Genomic DNA, 25,436 nt, shown 5'->3' on the forward strand with positions numbered 1-25,436 from the left:
GGGGGTGGGGTTCGTCTTGCTTGCCGCATTGGCAGGTACTTTACGTTATGATCTGGTTAGGGCAAATGCATTAAAGATGCTTTGTACGTTAGTTTTTACTCTTGTGGCTTTGGTATTGTTTATTGCTGAAGGGTTAGTTATGTGGGTGCCAGGTTTGATCCTTGCGTTTGGGACTATGTTTGGTGCCCATATTGCCGTGAATATGGCAATTAAAGCCAAGCCATCGACGTTAAAGTGGTTTTTGTTTGTAATGACGTTGTGTGGTTGTATTGCCGCAATGCTGCATTAGTCGCTTTCAAGATCAACTATAACAGCGACGTCCATTTAAGAAGAGCAGAGGGCTGGTTAAAAAGCCTGACGGGTGTCAGGCTTTACGATTATTTACTTGTTATTTTACGTAGCAGGCAAAACCTTTCAGATAGAAACCTTCAGGGTAGGCACTGTCTAATGGGTGATCGGCAGCCTGACTAAAGCGTTCGATGAATTGTACTTCACGCTTCGCATCAAGAGCTGCATCGGCAATGATCTTCTGGAACAGATTATTGTCCATCAGGCCTGAGCATGAGTAGGTCAACAGTGTGCCTCCAGGCTTCAAGATCTGCATCGCCAGCATGTTAATGTCTTTGTAACCACGGCATGCACCCATTAGCTGCGATTTTGACTCCGCAAACTTTGGCGGATCCATAATTACCACATCAAACAGCTCGCCGCGCTCACGGTATTCACGTAACAATTTAAAGACATCGGCATTCAGGAATTCAGCATTTTCAACCGGAAGGCCGTTCATTTCGACATTCAAGCGTGCTGTATCAAGTGCCGGCTGAGAAACGTCTACATTGACAACCTGGCTTGCGCCGCCTTTTAGGGCATACAAGCCAAAGCCACCGGTGTAGCAGAAGCAGTTAAGAACGCGTTTGCCATTAACATATTTCACGGCTGCCTGGCGGCTATCACGCTGATCAAGGTAGAAACCTGTCTTGTGGCCACCAACGATATCGACGTTAATTTTTATGCCGTTTTCTTCGACGACGACAAATTTAGGCGGCTCTTCACCAGAAAGCACGCCGGTACGTTGCTTCAGGCCTTCTTTCTTACGTACAGCAACATCAGAACGTTCATAGACACTGCAATCCGGGTAGCAAATGTTAAGTGCTTCAACCAACGCATCTTTTTGTGCTTCAGCTCCCGCACTTAGTAGCTGACAGACAAGGAAGTTCTGATAGCGGTCGATAGTAATACCAGGCAAGCCATCCGATTCAGCGGCGATCAGGCGGTAACCAGTCAGGCCATCACGAGCGGCTAAAATATCACGCAGGCCTTGCGCTTTTTTCAGGCGATTAACAAAGAAATCGACATCAATAGCTTCGTTTTTATTGAATGTCCAYACGCGAATACGATCTGAGACTGTGGAGAAAAAGCACCGCGTGCTAACCATTCACCTTTGTTGTCGTAGATATCGACGGTATCACCCAGTGACGGTTTACCGTCAATGCGGTCAATGCCGCGAGAGAATACCCAAGGGTGGCGGCGGCGTAGTGATTTTTCACGGCCTTTTACCAGATAAATAGAAGCTGTCATGACTTGCCCGGTGTGGAATTCGAATGGGGGCGTATTATGTTGCTCGTTATCCTGAAAAGCAAATGAAAAAGCCGCCAAATCAGGCGGCTCTAGGTACTTAGGCTGAGATCAGGATTAGGCTTTCAAGCCGTCCATCAAAGATTCCAATACGTGTGCTTGCTGATTTAAACGCTCAATTTCATTGGTTGCTTGTGAAATGACGTCGCAGATCTGGTGTGACTGCTCACGAACCTGCTCAACATTGGAGGCAATATTATCGGCAACGGCACCTTGCTGCTCTGCGGCGGCTGCAATTTCAGTACTGCGATCGGAGATTTGCTGGTTGCGATCTGTGATCTGGCTGATTTCACCGTCAACCGAATCCATCATTTGCTCACTGTTGTGCGCATTATCGACGGTATTTTTCATGACTGACATTAGCTGTTGACTGTTTTTTTGCAATGATTCAATCATCTGCTGAATTTCTACCGTTGCACTCTGCGTACGGCCCGCCAGGGTACGAACTTCATCGGCGACCACGGCAAAGCCGCGACCTTGCTCTCCGGCGCGGGCGGCCTCGATAGCAGCATTCAGCGCCAGTAGGTTGGTCTGCTCTGAAATACTATTGATGGTTGTAACCACGTCATCAATTTTAGCGGCATTACTATCTAATTCAGTGACAGCATTTGCTGCCATGTTGATTTCAGAAGATAACGTAGAAATAGCAGATTTGGTTTTACCGACCTGAGCCCGGCCATGTTCGGTAACCTGCTGAGCTTCACGAGTCTGATCTGAGGTTTGATGCGCATGAGTCGCAACTTCACGAATCGATGTGGCCATCTCTTCGGTTGCACTGGCCAGAGAATCCAAATGCTGTTGCTGAGTCGCTGATAACGATTCACTTTGCTGACCGCTCTGGCGCAAACCGCTGCTGATCTGCTGCATCATTGCCGTAGCCTCTTGTGTTGCCTTAACCAGCTTTTGTTCACGTTCGGCGACGCGGTCAATGGTTATTGCAATGGTGCTGAACTCATCACGAACTTGAAAGAAGTTCATACGGCCAGTCAAGTCTCCATTGGCAAGGTCGAGCAGTGCTTTATTCATGGTGAACATTGCACCACCAATGAACGTCATAATATAGTAAACAGACGCTAAAACCACTACCAGCAAAGTGAGTGTCAGGCTGATTTGTATCGATGAAAGGTAGCTATATAAGCTTGGTGCATCGACAGCTGAGAGCGAATAATTTAATCCGGACACCGAGGTGGAAAGATCACCGTTCCCGAGTTTTAAGCCGCTCTCACTCAGTAGCATTGACGCATCAGCCCGGCTGACATTGTACTTTGCAAATAACACAGCAGTTGTATCGAGTTGTTTCGTCGTGATTTCAATACGCTGCTCCTGGGCAGCATCAACTAAAATTGCACTAACGCTGATAATTGCTATCAATGGAAGTAGGAATAACAGATAAAACTTCTCTTGCAGCTTTAAGTGAATGAGGTACTTATCAATCCATCGAAATGCGATTTCTTTCATTGGGGCATCCTATTTACAAAGAGTACTTTTGTTCTAATTGACAAATTACAATATAAAAGCTTATCGGAATACAAATAGATTTCTTGAGGTGATTCATGTCACAAATTTGTGTAAAGGCTAATGTGAAAGGCATAGTACAAGGAGTTGGGTTCAGGTTTCATACTGCGCACGAAGGGCTAAAGGACGGGTTAACGGGGTACGCGATGAACCTTCCAGACGGAAGTGTTGAAGTATTAGTTTGTGGCCATGAAGAAAATGTGAACAAATTGCTGGCTTGGTTAAAAGAGGGCCCCAGAATGTCAAGGGTTGATAAGATTGAAGCAGAAGAACTTGAGTGGCGGCATGTTGATGGTTTTGAAATCAAATAAAACAGGGCATGAAAGCCCTGTTTAAATGTGAATACGATTTAGATACATTTGACCGGCTTAGGTAACCCAGCCAGTTTCGTCGCCTGCTTTGCCGGACCTTTCGGGAAAAGCTTATAGAGATAGCGAGAGCTACCTTTGTCTTCACCGTACTTCTTAGCCATGGCTTTAACCAGCATGCGGATTGCTGGTGACGTGTTGAATTCCAAATAGAATTCACGAACAAAGTTCACCACTTCCCAATGTGCTTCGGTTAGTTCTATACCTTCTTCTTTTGCCAGAAGAGGAACGAGCTCATTTGACCAGTCATCAATATTTTTCAGGTAACCCTGAGCATCGGTTTCTAATTGTTTGCCTTCGAATTCAAGCATGATGTGCCTCGATATTTGGAACGCAGAGAGGATAGTGATTCAGAGACTTTGCTGCAAGTAAAAGTAAGAAAATCAGTATTCGTAATAAAGAAAAAGCGCCCACAAGTGGGCGCTTTAGAAATCGGTTTGCGACTAACTATTAGTCATCACCACCCATTATACCTAAGATTTGTAACAAGCTTAGGAACAGGTTGTAGATAGATACGTACAACGTAACCGTTGCAGAGATGTAGTTAGTTTCGCCGCCACGAATAATCGATTGTGTGGTTAGCAGAATCGCTGCAGATGAGAATAGTACAAACATACCGCTAATTGCCAGAGAGAGCATCGGCATCTGCAGGAAGATGTTTGCAACCATGCCAACAATAATCGCAATGAAGCCAGCTAGCAGCATACCGTTCAAGAACGATAAATCACGTTTTGTCGTAAGTGCATACGCAGAACATGCTAGGAATGTCAGTGCCGTGCCACCCAGAGCCGGAACAATAGCATGGCCTAAACCTGCGCCAAGATACATGTTAAGGATTGGTCCAAGGGTATAACCCATGAAACCCGTTAACGCGAAAGTAAAGACAATGCCTAAGCTACTGTCACGGTTCTTTTCTGTCAGGAACATTAAACCGTAGAAGCCAACTAAGGTGATGATGATGCCAGGATAAGGCAGGTTCATCGCCATAGAAATACCAGCAATAGCAGCAGACCAAATCAGCGTCATGGATAACAGGAAGTAGGTGTTTCTTAAAACCTTATTGGTTGAAAGTACGCTATCGTATGAAGCACTACGATTGACAATACGATCGTTCATAAGTTGTCCCCTTAGGGTTAGTTATATTGATATCTATTAAGACATATATGAGGGTAAAAGTTCATAAATGCAAGTCATTCATGCACATTTCAATACTCACCGGCCCGAAAATGTCTTTGCTAGTTTCTTATAACGAATGATACTTAACATTTCATTATCTTTAAAAACAAAGTTGTAAATTTATGTTTCAATGCCTGGATGCCTCACAAAAAACAAATATTTACATATAGACGGTATATGTTACTTAATGCACTATCTGGTTCAGAAACAATTGCATACACAAAGACACGCTTCAAATTCTTTAGCATTAAATACGCTAGGGCTTTTAAAACCATAAACCCCTGGCCATCGTCGACAGAATCAGGTTTTGCTCGTACTTAGTCAGACACACAAGTCGTGTAAAGCAGTGCTGGAGGAAGGTATTCATCGTATTTACCGCTCCTTAAGTTGAGAGTTTTAATCTCTCCTGATACTGGGTTGACAGAACTGCTCCAATAATTGACCTGAGTCGGCCATTGATACCGCAGCAGCAGATACTGCCCATGGCTTTGAAGTCGGTCTAATTCTTCAAAGTTTGGTAAGCGCAATCCAAATCGTTTACACCAACTCTCAGCAGAGGAGATATTAACCCGAGACCAATAGTTATCTTTTTCGTTGATAAACATTGGAGGCATAGTTTTTGTCGAATTGATATTTCGAGGTTGATGATATTTTAAACCATTGAAAGTGAATGAATAGAGAATCGAGTTCAAAATCACTCGATTGTCAATCAATGTCGTGAGTTGCGCACTTTTTCCTGTATTTTTCGATGTTCTCGATGTTTTCGATGTTTTCGATGTTTTCGATGTTTTTGCCGCGGGTAAGCTCTGTTGATCTTTATCGGTGATATTGATTTTGTTCGCTGTTTGACGAATAAAAGTACTGATGTTTAGCTGATCTGCAAATCGTTTTTTTGCTTTCAATGCTTGAGTGTACGCGGGATAGGGGCCAACTAAACAACGGAACTTATCGTTGTCTTTTATCAGATAAGTAATATCTGTAAACAAGGTGTTTACCTTTTCAGAAAATGCCTTGCCGGGTAAGGAGCGGCTGTAATTGCATTGAACCCAGAAACTTCCTTCTGTTGGTTTGGGCTTTTTGCCCCATAATCCAGAACCAATGTCGCATTGATTATTTAGTTGTCGCCAATCACGAGTCTGGGGTGATGAAACTGTGTGGCAAAACGTCATCTCGGCCTCATTGGCAAGAGCTGAACGTGCAAATGGCAAAATAGATAACAACGAGCAATAAACAGCAAAGAGTTTCATATTGCTAGGCATGGTGGGCTTACTAATAATAATCACAACGACGAATCTTAAGACATATAAGAGCATAAAAAATGTCGTAAGTAAGTGGAAAAAACGCTAAAACAAGTGAATTTATATCATTTTGTTTTTATTCTGAGCGGTTGAGCGAAGAATAAGGAAAAAGAGTTTACAACAAAAAAAGAGGTGCGTATTATCCACCGCACTTACGGAGAGATGGCTGAGTGGTTGAAAGCACCGGTCTTGAAAACCGGCATACGTTTATAGCGTATCTAGGGTTCAAATCCCTATCTCTCCGCCAAATTCGAAAGCTCCAGCAGAAATGCTGGGGCTTTTTCGCATTATAAAGTAGGGTTCAAATCCACCATACCCAGAGCACTCCGCCACATTCAAAGAAATCGCTGTATTGTCAGCGGTTTTTTTATATCTGAAAGGTGAGAGAAAGAGATAGGGTGAAGAAGCCTAGAGAGGGTTCAACCGAGCTGCGTATTAACAACGGCTCTGCTGTAAGCCCCGGCCCGAAGGGCGCGAGCTTGCGAGCAATAAATCCCTATCTCGCCGTCAAATTTTGTCCGAGACAACCGTTGAAATTTAATGGGTTTTTCGTATCTAAGGCTTGTCAAATCACCTAACTGCAATTGGATGAGACGATATTCTTATCTTGTGCTGCTCTGATTCAGCAGCCGATCACGCGAGAAAAGTCGCCAGCGATATCTTAAAGAAGAAACTGAAGTTAAAAGTGAATGAGCACAAAACCCATATCGCCCACAGTGACGAAGGGGGCAAGTTTCTGGGCGTGGTGATTGAAGCCCAATATACTAACACAGAGCCGTTGTTTAACACTCGCTGTTTCTTCACCGTGCAGCCCAAAGCTCAGCTCAATAATTTGGAAGCCATTTCCGCATCCGCCTTCATTTTTCCCGCACGCTTCGCCGCATTGAACTCAGGGTGCCTGATCGACCAGTTACGGATGGTATCAACATTCTAAGTGAAACACTCTGTTCTCAGCAATGCCAAGCTATTTGGTGATTTGCCTAACTAATTTACCACTTTCTTCAAGTAGCTCAACTGCGTGATTTCTGAATTCTTTAGTATAAACGATTATGACTATTTTAACTCCTACTCATAGGATTGTACCCGTTAAACAAGGTGTCCAGTTCATTGAGGTAAGATCAAACTGCTCTTGCTTTTTTCCCATTTTTAAGAACGGTTAGCGCTTAAGAACCTTCTATGATTACAAAAATCAATATGATTTTTTTATCACGATTTTTTTGTTATTTTCCTTTGATTTGTTCAATGCAAAACTGAAATTACTGTAAGGAAATTCAGTCAAACATGAATAAGACTAGCATTGCAACATATGTTTTGGCTCTTTTATTATCACCTGCGGTTCATGCAACAAACAATATTGATGAACTAAGAGAAAGCTGGGTTTTAAAAGCACGGGATGGGGAGATTTCCCTTGCAGCTCAAGGCCTAACGTCACTCTATAAGCAGACTAAAGATCCCAAAACCCTCAATGACCTCATTGCCATTCTATCGTGGCAGGGGGATCCTAATGCTGTTATTAATGCTTGCCAACCTTGTGACTTAAACGATCTTACGCCTGATTCCATCGAGGTTCTGGCGAAAGCCCTGCGTAATAATCAGCGTTATGCAATGTCAGCTAAATATTACCAACGCCTGACTCAACTCGTCCCCAACCACCCTGACGCTTGGTTGGGTTTGGCATTAGCAAGTGCTGAGTCAAAAGACCTTGCTGGCGCTCGAAAAGGGTTAAATACCTACCGACAGCGCTTTTCGCTTGATGCAAACTTCTATCAAGACTGGATCTACATCTCTCGCACCCTCAATGATCAAGTGGGCGAGCTCTTCGCATGGCAAAACTGGTTAGCGGCCGAACCTCACAATAAGGCTGTTGGCCTTGGTTTATACAAAAGTGCGATTCAGTTAGGTGCAGCACCAGCAGTAAAAGACTTGCTCACTCAGCATCCTGATTGGTTTACTTCTTCTGATCATCTATGGTTCGATTACGACGAAGCAACCATTAAGCTTCGTGATGGCAGTAAGGCTAATAGCCCTGCGACCTTGCATCATAGTGCTGAACTATTGAAAAAAGTGATCGAGAAAGCTCCACACGATCACCCTGTCTATCGAAGTGCCTATTTAGATTACTTCTACGTGTTAGTGGCATTGCAAGACTTCGAGACTGCTGCACCTATAGCAGAAGATCTAGCCAAACAAAATACCTTACCGGTTTATATCCAGGAAAGACAAGCGGATTACTACTTAGGTACTCAGCAACCAAGTAAAGCGTTACCTATTTACTGGAAACTGCATCAGGCTGAACCGAAAAATCCATTATTAAGCTCAAAGCTTTATTATGCATACATGGACAGTGAGCGATATGACGAAGCTAATGCGTTACTAACAAGCTTAAAGCAATGGATCCCAACGTATCGCTGGGATTTCACGGGTAGCACGAAACATATCAATGATGATTATCAAACCTTAAAGCAATTGGAAGTCCTGCATTTTGCATGGCGTGGTGACATGGTTCAAGCAACTGAAATTATTGATACCATGTTGATTGATGCGCCAGGAAATCCCTATCTACTCGCAATTAAAGGGGATATTGAGCGCTGGAAAGGAAACCCAGATCGATCAGAACAATACTTTGAGCGTGCAAGTCAACTCTTGTCGCCAAAGGAACAAGGTATTGTTGAACGCGGTAAGCTAATGGCGCAGTTAGAGCGAGGGGAGTGGAATGGCCTAGAATCAAAACTCACGTCATTAAACCAGAAATATCCTGAAGCTGATCAGCGTAGCACCAACAAAGCGGTTAAAGAGGCCGCTGCACCTGTATGGGTAGGTGAATATAGCCAAGGCGATACTAGCAATAATGGCGGCTCGCTGGTTCAGGCCTCTCGTGACTGGACCTACGACACACGCTTGTACACGGGGCGTTTAGGTTATGGTGATCGTTTATTCTTGCGCGATCAAATGATCTTTGGTGATTTTGATAACAATAATTTATACACACGATACAGTGGTATTGGTGCCGAAATAGCACTCTATCCCATCACTCTAACCTTGGAAACAGGTTTGGGTTCTCGCTTGAATGATAAGTACTACCTGTGGGCAACGGCCGACTACCGCCTATCAGATAGCTGGCGTTTTTCCGTCAGTTACAAGAACAACTCAAACGATACCCCACTTCGCGCCTTGTTTGATGAAACCTACGTCGATGACAGGTATGCCTCATTAACTTATCGCATCACGAGTGAACTCAACTGGGGCCTATCCAGCACATACGCTGACTATACCGATGGAAACGAACGTCAGCAGTACGTCACCTGGTTAAATGGACAACTCTGGCGAACCGACAACTACTCCCTACGAGGATCTGTCGGTTACAGCATGTCATTTAATGACGCTATCGATAGTGCGAGTTATTTCAACCCGCTATCCGATCGCTCTGGTTCACTCACCTTTACTCAGAGCTACCATTTACGTCTTTCAGATTCTTGGGGTTTCGATCAAGAGCTCTATACCGGCATCAGTTCGTATTGGCAGGAAAATTTCGATTCTGATTACAACTGGGATATCAATTACCGCCTAAAATGGATCTGGAAAAAACGGACAAACGTCAGCTATGGCGTGGGACGAAACAAAGGTGTCTATGACGGGGGCAGCGAATATAGGAACTACATTTTTGTYGATTTTGAAGTGAGGTTTATGTAATGAAGTTTTGGCTATGGATTTTTTTCAGCTTATTTTTTTTCACGACAGCATCGGCTGAAACACTGACTTATACGGAACGTAATAGCGATTCGTATGTTGCTCTGTGCTACCACGATTTTATTGATGTTAGCCTGACGCCAAACATGCGAATTCCCTCCGGTACGCTAACTCGGGATCGTTTAGTCGAGCACTTCAACTGGATTAAGCAAGAAGGCTATAATCCTGTTAGCTTTCAGCAGATTATTGATGCTAAGGCCAGCAAAAAACCATTACCTGAAAAGGCTGTGTTACTCACATTTGATGACGGCTACGAGAGCTTTTACAGCACTGTTTATCCGTTATTGAAGCTCTACAACTACCCTGCTGTATTTGCATTGGTCGGTAAATGGCTGGTACCAGACGAAGACCAAGAAGTGAAATACGGAAAAATCATGTTGTCTCGCAAACGCTTCTTGTCATGGGCACATATTAAAGAGCTGGAGCAGTCAGGGTTAGTCGAGTTTGCCTCGCATACCTTCAACTCGCACTACGGCATCAATGCCAATCCTTATGGTAATGAACAGCCAGCTGCAACAACACCATTTTTTAATCCTAAAACAAAAGATTATGAAACGCTTAAACAATATGACCAACGTAACTTAAGCGATTTTAAACAAAGCCGAGATCAAATGGTTTCACATAACGTCCGGGCTCCAAGAATTATGGTATGGCCATATGGCGCATATAGCCAACATGCTATTGATATAGCAGCCCAAGCAGGCATGCCATATACCTTCTCATTAGATGATGGGGTTAATTCAATTAAAGCATCTGGTCATAACATAAAGCGTTACTTGATTGAACAAGAAATGACACTTGAGCTATTGGATGAGCTTCTTCGTGGCGAACCTGATTACACCAGGCCCAAACGCATTGTCCATGTGGATTTAGATTATGTTTATGACCCTGATCCTGTGGTAATGAATCGCAACATGGATATATTAGTTTCACGAATTAACGATTTTGGTATCGACACCGTTTATCTTCAGGCCTTCGCCGATCCCGATGGCGATGGTGTTGCCGATGCGATGTATTTTCAGAATCGTCATCTACCAGTACGCGCCGATATTTTCAATCGTGTTTCATGGCAACTTCTAACGCGTGCAAATGTAACTGTATATGCTGGGATGCCAGTGATAGGTTTTGATTTGGGTAAAGGTTATGACTACGTCATTGATAGCCGATCCAATCAACCAGCTGCAGATCGATACTTACGATTATCGCCGTTTTCGGCGAAAAGCCGTAAAGCTATTAAAGAAATCTATGAGGATTTAGGTTTTTACAGCAAATTTCAAGGGATTCTATTCCATGATGATGCGTTTTTGACTGACTATGAGGATGCCTCCCCAGCAGCAATCAAGCAGTACCAAGAGTGGGGACTAGGAGATTCTGTCGATGCGATCCGTCATGATCCCGCCAAAATGACAGCGTGGGCAAAACACAAAACTCGGTACTTAGTTGATTTCACAATGGAGCTTGCGAACAGTTCACGGTTATTTCACTCTGGAGATGGTATCGCACTCCAACTCGCACGAAACATCTACGCACCATCTGTTCTCAATCCGAAAAGTGAAGAGTGGTTTGCCCAAAACCTTACAGCATTTAGCAAAGCGTATGACTACACAGCGGTAATGGCGACGCCATATATGGAGCCAGCCAAAGAGCCACACAAATGGTTAGAGAGCATTGCTAAAGTGGCACTCAAAACCGTTCCTAACGATAAGCTGGTGTTTGAATTACAAGCTAAAAACTGGGAAAACGGTCAAGATATTCCTGTGGAAGAGCTGATAAAACAGATGGACATTATCGATAAAGCTGGCGTGAAAAATTATGGCTATTATCCTGACGATTTTATTCGTGGTGTACCTGATCTTAACGTTATTCGCCCAGTTTTCTCTAACCGCGAAACGATAGGGTTCAACTAATGAATTGGCTTGACCGTCTTTACTTATTTATTTTGATCTATCCCAGTGTGATGGCAATCATCTGGATCTGTGGTGGTATTTATTATTATTTCCACTGGGAACGCCGGCAACTCAAGGTAGCCCGCCAAGGCCCTCTTCAGCTTGCTGAATACCCACGCGTCTCAATCATGGTGCCTTGTTATAACGAAGGGGCCAATGTTGATGAAACAATCGGGCACCTACTACAAAACCAGGATTACCCTAACTTCGAAATCGTTGCCATTAATGACGGCAGTAAAGATGATACGGGTGCACGACTTGATCGTATTGCTGCCAAAGACAGCCGTCTTATGGTGGTTCATCAGGAAAATCAGGGTAAGGCTGCTGGGTTAAATAACGGTATTCAATACGCATCTGGAGAGTATTTAGTTTGTATTGATGGCGATGCCCTGCTCGACAAAAATGCTTCACGCTGGATGGTTCAGCATTTCCAAAACTACCCACGAGTTGGAGCTGTAACCGGTAACCCGCGAGTACGCACACGCTCGACCATTATAGGCAAAATCCAAACTGGTGAGTTCTCATCAATTATCGGCTTAATTAAACGCGCTCAGCGTATCTACGGCACTGTATTTACGATATCTGGTGTTGTGTGCGCCTTTCGAAAAACAGCAATCAATGAAATTGGAGGCTGGAGTACCGATATGATCACCGAAGACATCGATGTGAGTTGGAAGTTACAAATGAAAGACTGGCAGATCCACTTCGAGCCACAAGCCCGTTGCTGGGTACTGATGCCAGAAACGCTACCTGGCTTGTATAAGCAACGATTACGGTGGGCACAAGGCGGTGCTGAAGTCTTCTTGAAATATGGTTGGCAAGCAATCCTAAAACGAAAGACAAAATTCTGGCCATTAATGCTTGAATATCTTTCCTGTGTTATTTGGTGTTACAGCCTAACTATTACAATGCTTGCTCATTCTGCTCAAATTTTCCCGTTATCTGAGCAGCATACCATATATCAACTTTTTGTCTTTGAGTGGTCTGGTATTGCGTTGGTGCTAATTTGTTTAACTCAATTTAGTGCGAGCTTGGTGATAGATCGTCATTACGACGCCAGGTTACTGCGTAATTTCCTGTGGTGTATCTGGTATCCAATGTTCTATTGGGTCTTAAATGTTGTGACCGTAATAATAGCGGTGCCTAAAGCCATCACTCGAAAAAAGGGAGAAAATGCGAGATGGGAAAGCCCGGATCGAGGTGAGGTATTCAGAGATGACAACAAATAAAAATAAAGAAAAACGTCACGTTACCAACGAAGCGTTGGCCTTTATCATTAACAAACCAAGCCGCAAAAACTGGCGCTATCATATGCAAGATATCGTCATCAGTGTAATCACTTGGGGATGTTGGTTATTCCTCATTATGCAGCCATTTTTCCGTGTATGGCTAAATCCTGAAGGCGATCATACCATGATTCATACACTTACTCTTGAAAATGGGCTCGTACTATTATTAGCCGCTTTCATTGTAATTATGATGATTGTTCACTTCTGGGTACGCTACCACATGTTGTTATGGCGCTGGCGTACTCGTCAAGCTAAAAGACATCATCAAGTGACACAACAAGAACAGCGTGCTGAAGATAAGGACTTTCTTGATGACCACCATGACTCAGCTAGAAGTATTCAAAGAGCAAGTAGCCAGCACAAGGCTTCAGTGACAGAAGATCATTCGGAATGAAGTATTCGGCCTTTATCATAATCTGCAAATACTGACTCAAGGGACATATAGCCACTTTTCTTGAATACCTCTTTGCGACAACGTCTGAAAATATACGTTATGATCATCGAAAAAGACGCCATCAGTACCAATGTAACTCCATTGATAGGTATCTTCGATAACACTTCCTAGATCAACGCTATTTTCAGTGATATCAAGTACCATCAAACCTGAAGGAAAAATTGGATACACCACTTTCTCCGTTCCACTTTTTTGATTGCCTACATTTTTTTTACTTCGTATCGCAGGCTGAGCTTCACGTACAAAGGGTGGCAAAGTATCTTTTTGGTTCACGACCTTCCCTTGCTCATCAATCAAATAGGCAAAACCGTTTTGTTGTTCTGTTGTGCCAGTGATTAAAAAACGATTTACTGCAGGTAAATACTGAACATCGTAAGTGTAATATTGTAAATCATCACGTAGTAATACTGGCTGATTAATCAATTGGTTAGTTTCAGGGTTATAGACTGAGCACATCAATAAAGCATGTGTTTCATCATTAACAAATCGTTGCCAAACTAATAAAGCAACGCGTTGCGAACCTGCCAAAATTGGCCACCAATCACGGTGTTCTTCACCCGTTGACACTGCAAGCTGATCCAACTCTTTGCCATTAGCGTCAAATGTCTTTAACAGCACATCATCGCCTGAACCTAAATTATCAACGCCACCACCTTCCACCCATCCCTCAGAAAAGAAGATAACAAAACGGTTATCTACAGCCGTAACATGTCCAGAATGACCGCCATCAAAAGCCACTTGTTGATAAGGCGCAACAGGATTGAGCTTACTATCGAATACAGCATAAGATTGCATCAATGTATTTCTAGCCTGATAAGCATCTTCCATTGTCACCATGATATGACCATCATTGGTTATCGCAGTACTCGCAGGCTCTTGTGCGGAATGATCAGGAGCTGAAATTAATAGGCGAGGCGAAAATGACGATGTATAACGAGAAAAGGAACTTGCAAAAACATCATGGCTCCATTCCCCGTTCTTATTAGGCATACGTAGGTTTTCTATTCCAGCAGAAGACCAAATTGATACATATTTACCATTAGGCAATGATAATATATCTAATCCATGCTGAAATGCCCGCATGTCCAGATCTTCTGCATGCATAATAGGCGAACCAAAGAGTATAGATGCCATCAAATATCTAATAAGGATACGATGAGAAGAACTCTTCCTTTGATATCGCATAATCCGAACCTTGAAGAATTAAGTGATCAAGAGAAACTGATTTCAAATAAATTGCACGCTGTTGCCAATAGGTAATGTTAGACCCAAAGCACCAATAGGCAAAGGTATCTACACAAATTAAGCAAAAAACGAACTGGCTATATGCCTCATCGCGTTTATCTCATCCATTGTGTAGGTATCTAGTACTTCACAGCTTTGTAGAAAAACCCATAGCCCCGCAGCAGATATGACAGAGTGACCAGCTTTGAATGCTTAGTTAGACGTCCACTCAATTTAACCAAAAATCCTTTTAATTCCTCAGCTTCTACCGAGTTGTCCGAATAAAGCTTAAATATCAATGTCGCTGCAATACTGGTTGTAGTCAGACGATTTAGTATCGACTCCGCAGTGTTTTGCTGCCACTTTCTTATTGATGACCATATGTTTTCAATAACTTAAGCCAAGATTTAATATTCCAGCGATGGCAATACTACGTTGCTTAAGGAGCTGAATCCTGTTCTGAGAGGAACCATAAACTACTTAAAGAGAGTAAGCGCCCAATCAAAGTCGGGGAGGGGGGGCTAAACCTAATACGCTAATCTTAAACCTTTACGGAACCATCTGACTCAATCCAGCTAAAAACGTGAGATAGCCCCGGCGATTATCTATGCATCGACTTTTCTTCGTCTGCACTCACAGCTGGCGTACGCAGTTTCCGTGCCCGCCACTCGCGGTAGATATTCTCCCAAGATGGCGATATTCGCTGCTCCAACAAAGAAGGGCGTAATATTTCAGGCACATAATGCCCATCCCTGAAATGGCCACAAAGCCTACAAGCCTGATTCATAAGATCCCGCATGCCATCTCGACTGTCCGGCAAACTCTTGCGCCCACCATTAACCCCTTTTACCCGGTCAATACCGCCAGCTACCGTACATTGGTAATACCCTTGCGGTGTTAACCCTATTCCAGCACCGGCGATGCCACAACCATTACGGTAATCAGCAAAACGGTATTGCCAACTGTCCTGAGGAGCCAGGTTAAAAGGTCCAAACGCAGGTTGAATATTGCTAGATTTAGCTGAATTTTCAACCTGAATACTCTCTGGCAACTTCGCCAACATCGCTTCTACTTTGCGGCCATAGCCATTAGACACCACTTGAATAACTGTATCGGGACAGTTTTTTTTCAGTAATAAGAGCTGGTCAATAATTGCCAAAAAATCCGGGTGTAGTGTAGGCTCTCCCCCAAGTATCCTGATACGTTGCCAGTAACGCTTTTGTACTAGCGACTGCTCGACAAAATCTTTGATAACAGATAACTTAATATGCACAGCTTCTGGGGCTTGAGCTGACGAGCGGTTGCAATTGTTACATTTCAAATTACATTGGTAAGTCAGGTCTATCTCGATCAAGTCATCCGCAACTTTATATTGAAAGCCCAACAAAGCGGTCACAGGTTTCTGGATATGTAGCCAGCGCCAGCCCTTTCTAAACGCAAACAGTAACCGGAAAGCTAGAACAGACCTATCTAGAACAAGCCTACCTAGATACCTGAATGGACTTTTTTTATTTATTTTCATATCTACCATCTTTTATTGTTAAGTTATTTGATATGTAATGGCTATAATTGCCTTTTGCTACCTGGTGTCCAATGTCCCATACTGATATTCCGCGATCCTATCTGGTACTTGGAAACGGCCCAATACCACAGGCTTTAAATAATGATCTGAACCAATAAAAATGGACACTTCATTAAGCAATATTCTTTAGCTCGAAGTTCTCTGGAATAAGATAGCCAAGAGTGCGGTGTCTTCAGATTCGATTGTAGTCAATTTCTATATATATTCAAAAACTGTTTGCCGCACTCATCAAAAGTTAGAGATATAGTAATTGTCCTATAGATATTTCACAATTGTAGCCTATTTTATTATTTTAAGAGTGAGGCTTTAATGAAGGCTTGATTTAGCCCAGGCTATGGCTTGTTGCCGGTTTTTTACCTCAATTTTTTTGAAGATATTATAAAGGTGCGACTTTACCGTATACTCGCTGACAAACAACTGATGGGCGATTTCTATGTTAGAAGTGCTTTTTGTCAATGCACGTAGGATTTCCTCCTCGCGGCAAGTTAAGCTGATGCCTGATGTTGGCTCGTAATTTATAAAATCATCCGTAACTTGGTGTCTACGATAATGATTGATCAGTTTAGTCATTAACTTACGTGGCATCCAGTATTCACCGGCCATCATTGCTTTGAGGCCTCTGCAGACATCATCGAGATTGTCAATGCAGTTAAAATATCCATAGATATTCGGCCAAGCGATGATTTCATCAAAGGTGATACCATCCTGAGCGTTAAGCAACGCGATAGAAGCTGAGTATCTTTTTAGCTCTTGTTGTAAAGATAATGCGGTATCCTCATTCAAGCTGGCCAGATCAACCAGAATTAAAGCATCCGTTTCGGCATTAAGTTGAAGAGGATGAGAGTTAATATCAACAGTGGAAAGGTTAACTTCCAATTTGGGCTGGAGGTAGAGTCCAAGGGCATATGTCTGAATACTGTGATTAGACAATAGAATGAGTTTTTTTGTCATTGTAGTCATTCTTTTTCCTTTCTTTGATAATAACTTGAAATCAGTTTTGGTACTTTTTTAATAAGAATCGTTAATTTAATGATAAACGGAGGGATTAATATTACAAATATAATTACAATTAGTTAATCATGGTTTAAAGTCATCGTACTCGTTCACCTGACACCTCTTGACTTTGTGTCTAAGGTCGAGAATCACCTGACAAAGAATAGCTGCGCCATTTTTTGTCAGGTGCATTCGCTTGTTAGGCTTCCGGCTTCCCATTCCAACCAGCGAGTCTTGCCATCATCCACCAGAATGCTCTTCCCTTTAAGGCACCGTTTAAGGGATGGGTATGCGCGGCATGGTCCGGCAATGCAACCCCATGATCAGGGTATTTGGCTATCCACTCTTCACACCAATTACTGTCCCTTCGTCCCCATCCATTCCTCTTGTAGAAACCCCCATCATTCGCACCGAGTTGAAGGAAGCTATTTCCATCAGGGTCGAAACTCTCGATGTCCGCGAAGTCGAAAAGCACTTTGTTATGCGTCCGACTATAGTTGCGTATCTGGTTATTATTTTTGTTAAGCTTTCCGTTCACGCCACTTCCATCCAGATGACCAGTCATATATATAAAGATGACATCAGGATATTCCGATTCCAGTTTTGTCATTGCTTGAAGATAGCGGTTTATACCTTTCTCGGTGTTCTTACTGCACCCGCCACACCAGGACCACATAACGACATTTGTATCATTGCCTGGACGATCCAAGTGCTCTTTGGTCTTTGTCATCCATCTCAGATCACCACGGTGGCCAAGATCACCACCGGTTTCTTGATAGGAAAGTGCATCATCATTGCCCGTTGCGTTGAAACGAAAGGCCCCTTTATTGATTGCATGCATGCCGCTTGTAATTTGACTGCCATGTGATGTATGTCCATACCAAACCCTAAACTGTTTTCTGGCCTCATTAAGCCAACGCTCAGGAATGATGGAAATGTCTGTGCTAGTGTGGTCGATGATCAGCGCTTCCTCCCAACGGGACGTACCCTCACTTTCAGAGTCGAGGGTCTGCATCTCTGATGCGAAGGTTGAAATTGAATTACCTGCCATTATGCAGGATAGAAAAAGACCAAATTTTGACATTCTAAACATATTTTTCATATTTTTATCCCTTCTTATTCTTGTTTAATTCGAACGGTCAGTTAAGCGGTACACATGATTAACTAACCAAGCGCATCATCATCTTTTCGGTTGCCATCAAGTGCATCCACTAAAGAAAACTTATTGATTTAGACAACTGTGAACTTAATGGATTACTTTAAAGATGCTCAGTAATTAGTTGACTAGCGCTATTGCATATATCTCAATTAGTAACGGTTGAAATGAACAGGATCCGGTGGCACCAACTTTATTCGTTGTAAGGAAGATGATTCAATATGGAACGGTTATCGTATCGAGTGGATATGATCCTTGCCGGGGTGCCAACGACAAGGTTGCTGGGGCTAACATCCTTAATAACTAAAGAGCCCGCTGATACAGTACTGTTGTCCCCTACGGTAACATTTCCTATAATCCTCGCATGAGGGCCTATCCAGACACAAGAACCGATATGTGGAAATTCCCCACTTTCAACGGTATTATCCGTGCGTATTTTTACATGCTGATGTACAGAGCAGAATTCGCCTATCTCATAAGGCCCGATTTCGATCCCAGCAAAATGACCGATATACAGACCTTTACCGATAACGGCCCTGCGATCTATATCGATCCCGTACATCTTTGTGACAAGGCGATAAAGACAATAGTGTAATGCTAAGAAGAAATATCGGATAAAAACCAGCATACTACCTGCGAACGCAATGTTACTCCATCTTCCAAAGCGGTAAATTACTGTCGCTTGAAATCCCATGGATTTTAGGGTTATAAGGAATAGATTTATCAACGACGGTTTCCTCTTTGCTACGTAACAATGTCTAAGCAAATCTGACTTGATATTTTCAAACATAAGTTCTATTCACCTTGTATATAACAAAAATATAAATTGATACACAATCTACTCAAATTCTAAATTGGGAGCATAATTGGACAAGAAACTACTGTTATCAATGTTCCTGCGCACTATCGTTCCAGGGTTACCCTTGATAACAACACACGCAGGAACATTTTTTCCGACGACCGTCCCTGGTTGCACAATGACACCATCCTTGATAATTCGCCCGTAGATAAGAGAATTAGAACCAATCCAGACGTTGTTCCCGATATCTGGATGCTCTTTATCCAGGTTCATACCAATTGTTACGTTATGATGTATAACACAACCAGAACCTATCCTTTTAGGACCAATAATGATTCCTCCCTTATTGGACAAATAAAGCCCTGGGCCTATTTCCGGCCAATTTGAAATTGTGATCTTCATCGCTATCTTCCAATAGATAGAAGTAATAAAACGAAATCCGATGAACAAAATCTTCACAAGGTGACTGCCTGATGCTTCTTGCCACATTTTCATCCAATACAAAATACGGTAACTCGCTATCACATAAAAACCTGGCGAATTAAGCAAGACTCTCAGCATATTCGGTGGTTTGTTGGAGTGAGCAGGATATAGATCCACATACTTGGCTAAATCTTGTCGAATATCTGAAAGCATTTTTTTATATCTATATACCATAAGCTTCCACCAAAAAATTGATACTATATATTTTATGCGACCACTTTCTCATACTCTACTGGTTCAGATCACTTGCGTTCCATCCATAAATGTAACTCTTCTAAATTGCTTTCTATGGCAAAATTAATGATTAAAGACATCGATTGACTCTTAATTCCGTTACTTTTGTGTTTATAGAATTATACAAGGAGCAAACACAGAATCTACTGATCCTTTGTTAAGGGTTAATTGTAGCTGGTTTTGCTAACGGTCCATTAACAGGCTCTATTAGTAGAGGGCTCCAATGGAGATAAGCTGTCGTTTTACGTTTCATTTCAATATCATTGTAAATTCTCTTCGACTGCTCATTTGATATACCCAAATTTTCACTTAATTCACTTACTGATACATTGTGGTTATACCCCCATAATGCAATATCCATTTTGTCATAGGGTAAAGCAAAATAAAATTCATCCTGTCCTTGGGTCAGGCTATAAGTGTCAGTCGATGGTACTGCTTCACATATTTCTACAGGCAACTCCAGGTAGCGAGCTAAAGCATAGACTTGGGTTTTATAAAGATGGGCTATGGGTTTTATATCAGCGGCCCCATCACCGTTTTTAACAAAAAAACCTTGATCATATTCAAGACGATTGGGAGTTCCTAGAACAGCATAATTTAAACGGTCAGCATGAAAATACTCAACTGTTTTGCGAATACGTTGCTTGTAGTTAGTTGCAGCAACGACTTGAAGGTATTCATTCAACCCCATTCGCTCTTTCAGTAATTCTCCATCTGGAGTTTCTACGACCAAATTAAAGTGATTGAACTGTCCCTCTTGCCCACCACTTATAACTATCTTACATTTCCAATCAAGAGCGTAATCAGGAAATATTCTTCGAATGGCTTGATCTCGTTGATTATAACAGCCAATGGCCTCTAGGGTGGGGGCAATATCAAACAACTCATACTCGATACCTAATTGCTCTGCAACCATTTTGCCACGAAGAGTACTGTTCCCTGACGAATCCTTCTCAGGTAATAGTAGAGCAAATACTTTGTTTGGGCCAACAGCTTTGACAGCTAAAGCTGCACAAACTGAACTATCTATTCCACCGGATAGCCCAATAACATAACCTCTTTTATGTAAGTTGTTTCTTAAATTGAGACGGAGTTGTTCTATGATTTTATCAACTTCAAAAGTTTCATTTAATTGGAGCTGGGTTCGAATATCCATTAGAGTACCTCTATATAGTTTAGAATAGTTACTTAGTTCGATTTTACTTATTCGACCATCGCTTAAGGACTTTTTTGTCTATTTTACCGTTAGTGCTTTTAGCTAATTCAGGAAGAATTATGATCTCTTTCGGCATCATGTAGTTTTCAAGGTTTTCCATACAATATTTTTTGATATGATGTATCTCAAGTACTGCATCTTTTTTTAGGGAGACAAACGCTCGAATAAATTCACCTAAGAGTTTATCTTGCACACCAACTACGGCCGCATCTTTGATACCTGCCATACTATGCAATATATTTTCTATTTCTGCGGGGCTGACTTTTTCACCTCGAGTTTGGATAATGTCATCACTTCTACCCACAAAATAGAAAAATCCTTCTTCATCTTGATAAAAGAGGTCTTGAGTACATAAGACACGATCGCCGACAAATCTGCCAGGCTTTATGACTTCCTTAGTTTTCTCTGGTTTATTCCAGTAACCCAACATTACATGGGGGCCTCGAACATGTAGAATTCCCTTACCTTTTTTTCCTTTTTCCAATCTTTCACCTTCTTGCGATAATAAAAACATCTCTGTACCAGGTATAGCTTTTCCCACTGACGTTGGCTTTTTATCTATAAGCTCTGGCTCTAAATAACAACCTCGTTGACATTCTGTCAATCCATACATTTTATAGATGAGCGCATTGGGAAAAACATCTTGTATTATAGGAATGAATTCATCGGGTAATGCCGCCGCTGCATTCGTGACTCGTTTGACGTTGGGAAATAATAAGGGACTACGTCCATGAGCTTCATTTATCATCGAGTAAATCGTTGGCACACCTGCGAATACGGTAATCTGATAGTTATGAAATTTTTCAAAAATTTGAGCAGGATATGAAAAAGATCGCTCTAATATCAATGTAGCGCCCATATATATAGTCGTTAGCAATTGATAGAGCCCGTAACCATAAGATAAAGGTAACACAGATAAATTGCGGTCTTTATTTGATAACCTTAAAGACTCAGATATGCTTTCCATCACAAATACCATGGATTGATGTGATTGCATTACCCCTTTAGGATCACCAGTGCTACCTGAGGTGTAGATAAGTGCAGCTAAATCTAAGGTGATAGGTTGTTCATTCTCCAGCATATCGAGATCTGCTGGCTGAGACACAATGGTTTCAAAACTTAATAGTACCGATGATGGTTCATCATTGGCCTTAAGTTCTCCACTACAGATTACGGCCTTAAGATTTGTTGTCTCAGATAATGCAGGTAGAAATATTTTTTGCAAAGTGCTTTCGCTAATTAATGCGGTGGCCGCACTGTCTTTTAAAATATATAGAAGCTTTTTTGTCTTAATCTGAGGGTTTACTACTACAAACGCCGCACCACAGAGCTGTACGGCATAGATGGATACGACACATGCCCATGTGTTATCCATATACAATACGACCCTATCATTTCGTTTTATACCACTGGTTAATAAACTGACCGCGAGGCGTTGACTAGCCTCTAGCAACTGCTGATATGTATAACTCATCTCATTAACGATCACAGCAACTTTGTCGGGTGACGAAAGTGTAGAATATTTCAGACTGTCAGATAATAGTCTATGTGGTTTTTTGCTAAACATAAGTAAAGATCCCTGTAAGAATTTTAGATACATTATTAAATAATATTGTTTACTTTAATTTTGCTTTGCAATAAATTAACTATGTTAGTCACAGAGTCGAGATTGTCCGGAATCATCTCTTCATCTTTAATTTTAATCCCGAATTCTTCTTCCAGAAAAAATATGATCTCAAGAACGCCTGTTGAATCAATGATGCCATTCTCTAAAAATGAATCATTATTATCCAATTCTGATTCATCATCAGTAAACAAAAAATTTTCTAAAATATAGGTCCGTATACTAGATTTGATTGTCATAATTGATCTCCAATTATTATTAAGTTCATTGAAATATGCATTACTATACCGAGAAATTATCAGAAAATTTCTCTATAAATATGCTGTGCCAAACTTGGGTCGATAATATTCCTATAAAAGCCATGTTATCTTTAAACCCGATAGCATGGCCTGCCTTGATTTTAGCCATTAGAAGATCTACTCTTTTTGCATCGAAATAACCATAACGAGAGAGACATTCTTTACTGAGCAATTCGTGTACGAAATCAGGTGTTTTACCGGAAAAAAATGCGGCTATGTCTGGTGCCAGGTAGGGTTGCTTATGACGCTGCACTATGCTTTTGGGTACATATTGTGCCATCGCTTTTTTAAGCAGGTATTTTTCATTGAGCACTTTCATTTTTATGTTGGGGTGAAGCTGGTTTGCGAATTCAATTACGCGATGATCTAAGAATGGGAAGCGACCTTCGACTGAATTAGCCATTAACATGCGATCTCCTTGAGAACAAAGCAGGTATCCTGGCATCAAGGTTTTTGCCTCAACATATTGCGCCCGATTAAAATGATGCCAGGATTTAAAATTCGGTGATAAATGCTCAGCTAATATATTTTCTGCATTATTGTGCAACTGTTCTTTAAAAGAGGAACTAAAAAAATGTTTACATTTTGATGTAGTGATCCAACGAGGAATATGGCTGAAGAAAGGTGTATCAGGCTCATCAAGATTAACGCCATAGAAGTTTTGTAGATACACTTGTGCGCGGCCGGGCGATACATCTAGATAAGGGTATAATCGTTTAAGTAACATTGGGCGTATTACTGAAGAAGGTTGTTTCGCCCAAAATTGCCTCAATTTACTTTCTTTGAAAATATCGTATCCGCCAAGAACTTCATCAGCGCCCTCACCAGTCAGCACCACTTTGTAGTCTTTATTCCGGACAAAATTCGATAATAACTTCATTGGTACCGGGGCGGTTCGTAATACTGGTGACTCCGTATGCCAAATGGTATCTATGAAGTTTTCGGCAATATCTCGATCATGACATATGATATGACTATTATTCGCATTGATCTGTTCGATCATCTGCTTTTGGTGCTCCCTTTCATCGTGCGATTTACTATCAAAGCCGATGGAAAAAGTGCGCAAAGGGGCGTCGCTGAAGTGATGAATCAGGGAGACCAAGCTTGAGGAGTCTAATCCGCCAGACAAATAAGCACCTACAGGTACATCAGCTCGCAGTCGAATTTGAGTGGCGTCAATTAGCAGGTGTAGCAACTCTTCGCGTAGCTGTGATTCAGAACCGCAACGGAAGTCATTTTCCAACGGGAAACTCCAGTCCCAATAACGATGAGTCGACATTTTGCCGTGATAGGCGACAAGCATATGTCCTGGCGATAACTCAAAAATATTTTTAAACATAGTCCCGGGAGAGACCGGCGCCCAAAATGTCATTAGCTGATCTAGAGCTGCTGGATTAATTGACGGCGCAGTGGGTAGTGCTGCAAGAATCGATTTTACTTCCGACGCAAACAGCAATTGACCATTCTGGGAAGTATAGAACAAAGGCAATATTCCCGCTCGATCACGCACAAGAATAAATTTTTCGCGCTTTATATCCCAAATAGCGATGGCAAACTGACCATTTAATTGTGAGACGAAATCCTCACCATATTCTTCGTAAAGATGAACGATAACTTCCGTATCAGTGTGAGTATAAAAATAATGGCCACGGGCAATTAGTTCCTTTCGTAATTCAATGTAATTGAAAATTTCTCCGTTAAACACTGTCCATACTGTTTTGTCTTCATTATGGATCGGTTGGGCACCGCCTTCCAGATCGATAATACTTAGTCTTGTGTGAGCCAAACCGACTTTCTTGTCAATATAGACGCCTTGACCATCAGGTCCGCGATGGTTGAGTTTATTAATCATCCTTTGAAGAGTTTCGCGTTCAAATCTAAATTGTTCTTGAAGCCCAAATATTCCAGCTATTCCGCACATAGTACTATTCCTTTAGACCGTTTTTTTTATCAGACCAAATTAGAAATGTAGTCTCCTATCAATGCTCACCAATAGTTAAGTAACTAAGAAAAACTTATTTCAAATAAGTTGCCATAGCCATCTAACAAGGCAGCGATTTCTGCTTCCAGTGTTTCTTTACTCCAAGTAATAAAGCGGCGTCTGTAATACTTGGCCTGTTTCCAAAGGATTTCGATCAGATTCAATTCCGGACTGTATGCCGGAAGATAGACCAATATCATGTAATGTTGCATCAGCCAGTGTTCTAGGGTTTTCTGATCGATCCCATGGTGCATGCGGGCATTATCAAGAACAATAAAGGTCAAACGATCATCGCCTTGTTCGGCAACTTGCTCTAGAAATTTCACCACGGTAGTCCGGGTTACACTCTTGTCTGTGATTTCATATTGGAAAGTGTTTGCCGCATAATCAAGAGCACCAAGAACGGATCGCCTGCGA

At 41.9% G+C, this 25,436-nt stretch carries 23 protein-coding genes, 1 tRNA gene and 2 pseudogenes; 9 read left to right on the forward strand and 17 right to left on the reverse strand.

Annotated features, from left to right (window positions below; genetic code table 11):
• Window positions 1–289, forward strand: a 289-nt coding sequence (locus tag L4D76_RS26565) for a TSUP family transporter (protein ID WP_428443865.1), incomplete at its 5' end; no start/stop codon positions are given.
• A 99-nt stretch (window positions 290–388) separates the two neighbouring features.
• On the opposite strand, the pseudogene L4D76_RS26570 reads toward L4D76_RS26565, so the two are convergent.
• Window positions 389–1,578: pseudogene (locus L4D76_RS26570) on the reverse strand (class I SAM-dependent methyltransferase).
• Window positions 1,579–1,692: 114 nt separating this feature from the next.
• Window positions 1,693–3,093, reverse strand: a complete 1,401-nt coding sequence (locus tag L4D76_RS26575; protein ID WP_428443866.1) for a methyl-accepting chemotaxis protein — start codon at window positions 3,091–3,093, stop codon at window positions 1,693–1,695.
• Window positions 3,094–3,188: 95 nt separating this feature from the next.
• On the opposite strand from L4D76_RS26575, the gene yccX reads away from it, so the two are divergent.
• Complete coding sequence (yccX, locus tag L4D76_RS26580) at window positions 3,189–3,461, forward strand: acylphosphatase (protein ID WP_107284404.1); 273 nt, start codon at window positions 3,189–3,191, stop codon at window positions 3,459–3,461.
• Between the two features lie 38 nt (window positions 3,462–3,499).
• On the opposite strand, the gene tusE is transcribed toward yccX, so the two are convergent.
• The 3 genes from tusE to L4D76_RS26595 all read right to left on the reverse strand — a co-directional run bounded on the left by tusE (window position 3,500) and on the right by L4D76_RS26595 (window position 5,977).
• Complete coding sequence (tusE, locus tag L4D76_RS26585) at window positions 3,500–3,829, reverse strand: sulfurtransferase TusE (RefSeq protein WP_428443867.1); 330 nt, start codon at window positions 3,827–3,829, stop codon at window positions 3,500–3,502.
• Between the two features lie 139 nt (window positions 3,830–3,968).
• The gene (locus tag L4D76_RS26590; RefSeq protein ID WP_428443868.1) at window positions 3,969–4,634 is read right to left on the reverse strand and encodes a Bax inhibitor-1/YccA family protein; all 666 of its coding nucleotides are present in this window, start codon (window positions 4,632–4,634) and stop codon (window positions 3,969–3,971) included.
• 377 nt (window positions 4,635–5,011) lie between these two features.
• Window positions 5,012–5,977 (reverse strand): SPOR domain-containing protein, encoded by a 966-nt coding sequence (locus tag L4D76_RS26595; protein ID WP_428443869.1) that lies wholly within the window; start codon window positions 5,975–5,977, stop codon window positions 5,012–5,014.
• 171 nt (window positions 5,978–6,148) lie between these two features.
• Between L4D76_RS26595 and L4D76_RS26600 the strand changes: the two genes are divergently transcribed.
• From L4D76_RS26600 to L4D76_RS26625, 6 genes are all read left to right on the forward strand, one after another.
• Window positions 6,149–6,239 (forward strand) — tRNA-Ser (locus tag L4D76_RS26600).
• 438 nt (window positions 6,240–6,677) lie between these two features.
• Window positions 6,678–6,926: a hypothetical protein gene (locus tag L4D76_RS26605; RefSeq protein WP_428443870.1), complete on the forward strand. Its 249-nt coding sequence runs from the start codon at window positions 6,678–6,680 to the stop codon at window positions 6,924–6,926.
• Between the two features lie 347 nt (window positions 6,927–7,273).
• Complete coding sequence (pgaA, locus tag L4D76_RS26610; protein WP_428443871.1) at window positions 7,274–9,682, forward strand: poly-beta-1,6 N-acetyl-D-glucosamine export porin PgaA; 2,409 nt, start codon at window positions 7,274–7,276, stop codon at window positions 9,680–9,682.
• Window positions 9,682–11,646 (forward strand): poly-beta-1,6-N-acetyl-D-glucosamine N-deacetylase PgaB, encoded by a 1,965-nt coding sequence (gene pgaB, locus L4D76_RS26615; RefSeq protein ID WP_428443872.1) that lies wholly within the window; start codon window positions 9,682–9,684, stop codon window positions 11,644–11,646. The genes pgaA and pgaB overlap by 1 nt, the downstream gene beginning before the upstream one ends.
• Complete coding sequence (gene pgaC, locus L4D76_RS26620) at window positions 11,646–12,914, forward strand: poly-beta-1,6-N-acetyl-D-glucosamine synthase (RefSeq protein WP_428443873.1); 1,269 nt, start codon at window positions 11,646–11,648, stop codon at window positions 12,912–12,914. The genes pgaB and pgaC overlap by 1 nt, the downstream gene beginning before the upstream one ends.
• Entirely contained in the window at window positions 12,901–13,368 is a 468-nt protein-coding gene (locus L4D76_RS26625; RefSeq protein ID WP_428443874.1) for a hypothetical protein, read from the forward strand. Before pgaC ends, L4D76_RS26625 begins: the two co-directional genes overlap by 14 nt.
• A 36-nt stretch (window positions 13,369–13,404) precedes the next feature.
• On the opposite strand, the gene L4D76_RS26630 is transcribed toward L4D76_RS26625, so the two are convergent.
• The 6 genes and pseudogenes from L4D76_RS26630 to L4D76_RS26655 all read right to left on the reverse strand — a co-directional run bounded on the left by L4D76_RS26630 (window position 13,405) and on the right by L4D76_RS26655 (window position 18,870).
• A complete protein-coding gene (locus L4D76_RS26630; protein ID WP_428443875.1) occupies window positions 13,405–14,532 on the reverse strand; it encodes a hypothetical protein in 1,128 nt (375 codons plus the stop codon).
• Between the two features lie 198 nt (window positions 14,533–14,730).
• Window positions 14,731–15,082: pseudogene (locus L4D76_RS26635) on the reverse strand (IS4-like element ISPpr4 family transposase); the annotation flags it as partial.
• A 171-nt stretch (window positions 15,083–15,253) separates the two neighbouring features.
• Window positions 15,254–16,174: a radical SAM protein gene (locus L4D76_RS26640; RefSeq protein ID WP_428443876.1), complete on the reverse strand. Its 921-nt coding sequence runs from the start codon at window positions 16,172–16,174 to the stop codon at window positions 15,254–15,256.
• A gap of 366 nt (window positions 16,175–16,540) precedes the next feature.
• Window positions 16,541–17,194 carry a LuxR C-terminal-related transcriptional regulator gene (locus L4D76_RS26645; RefSeq protein ID WP_428443877.1) on the reverse strand — a complete coding sequence of 218 codons (654 nt, stop codon included), beginning with the start codon at window positions 17,192–17,194 and terminating at the stop codon, window positions 16,541–16,543.
• Between the two features lie 232 nt (window positions 17,195–17,426).
• Entirely contained in the window at window positions 17,427–18,329 is a 903-nt protein-coding gene (locus L4D76_RS26650) for a hypothetical protein (RefSeq protein WP_428443878.1), read from the reverse strand.
• 247 nt (window positions 18,330–18,576) lie between these two features.
• The gene (locus L4D76_RS26655; RefSeq protein WP_428443885.1) at window positions 18,577–18,870 is read right to left on the reverse strand and encodes a hypothetical protein; all 294 of its coding nucleotides are present in this window, start codon (window positions 18,868–18,870) and stop codon (window positions 18,577–18,579) included.
• On the opposite strand from L4D76_RS26655, the gene L4D76_RS26660 reads away from it, so the two are divergent.
• Entirely contained in the window at window positions 18,778–18,978 is a 201-nt protein-coding gene (locus tag L4D76_RS26660) for a hypothetical protein (RefSeq protein WP_428443886.1), read from the forward strand. The genes L4D76_RS26655 and L4D76_RS26660 overlap by 93 nt on opposite strands.
• Window positions 18,979–19,221: 243 nt before the next feature.
• On the opposite strand, the gene L4D76_RS26665 is transcribed toward L4D76_RS26660, so the two are convergent.
• From L4D76_RS26665 to L4D76_RS26690, 6 genes are all read right to left on the reverse strand, one after another.
• A complete protein-coding gene (locus L4D76_RS26665; protein WP_428443879.1) occupies window positions 19,222–19,839 on the reverse strand; it encodes a serine O-acetyltransferase in 618 nt (205 codons plus the stop codon).
• Window positions 19,840–20,056: 217 nt separating this feature from the next.
• Window positions 20,057–21,055 (reverse strand): NAD(+) synthase, encoded by a 999-nt coding sequence (nadE, locus tag L4D76_RS26670; RefSeq protein ID WP_428443880.1) that lies wholly within the window; start codon window positions 21,053–21,055, stop codon window positions 20,057–20,059.
• A 43-nt stretch (window positions 21,056–21,098) separates the two neighbouring features.
• Window positions 21,099–22,682 (reverse strand): class I adenylate-forming enzyme family protein, encoded by a 1,584-nt coding sequence (locus L4D76_RS26675; RefSeq protein ID WP_428443881.1) that lies wholly within the window; start codon window positions 22,680–22,682, stop codon window positions 21,099–21,101.
• 35 nt (window positions 22,683–22,717) lie between these two features.
• Entirely contained in the window at window positions 22,718–22,978 is a 261-nt protein-coding gene (locus L4D76_RS26680) for an acyl carrier protein (protein WP_428443882.1), read from the reverse strand.
• Between the two features lie 43 nt (window positions 22,979–23,021).
• The gene (gene asnB, locus L4D76_RS26685; protein WP_428443883.1) at window positions 23,022–24,959 is read right to left on the reverse strand and encodes an asparagine synthase (glutamine-hydrolyzing); all 1,938 of its coding nucleotides are present in this window, start codon (window positions 24,957–24,959) and stop codon (window positions 23,022–23,024) included.
• A gap of 83 nt (window positions 24,960–25,042) precedes the next feature.
• The coding region (locus L4D76_RS26690) for a transposase (protein ID WP_428443884.1) at window positions 25,043–25,436 on the reverse strand (394 nt) is incomplete at its 5' end.

The sequence above is a fragment of the Photobacterium sagamiensis genome (assembly GCF_050337085.1).
GTDB lineage: Bacteria > Pseudomonadota > Gammaproteobacteria > Enterobacterales > Vibrionaceae > Photobacterium > Photobacterium sagamiensis.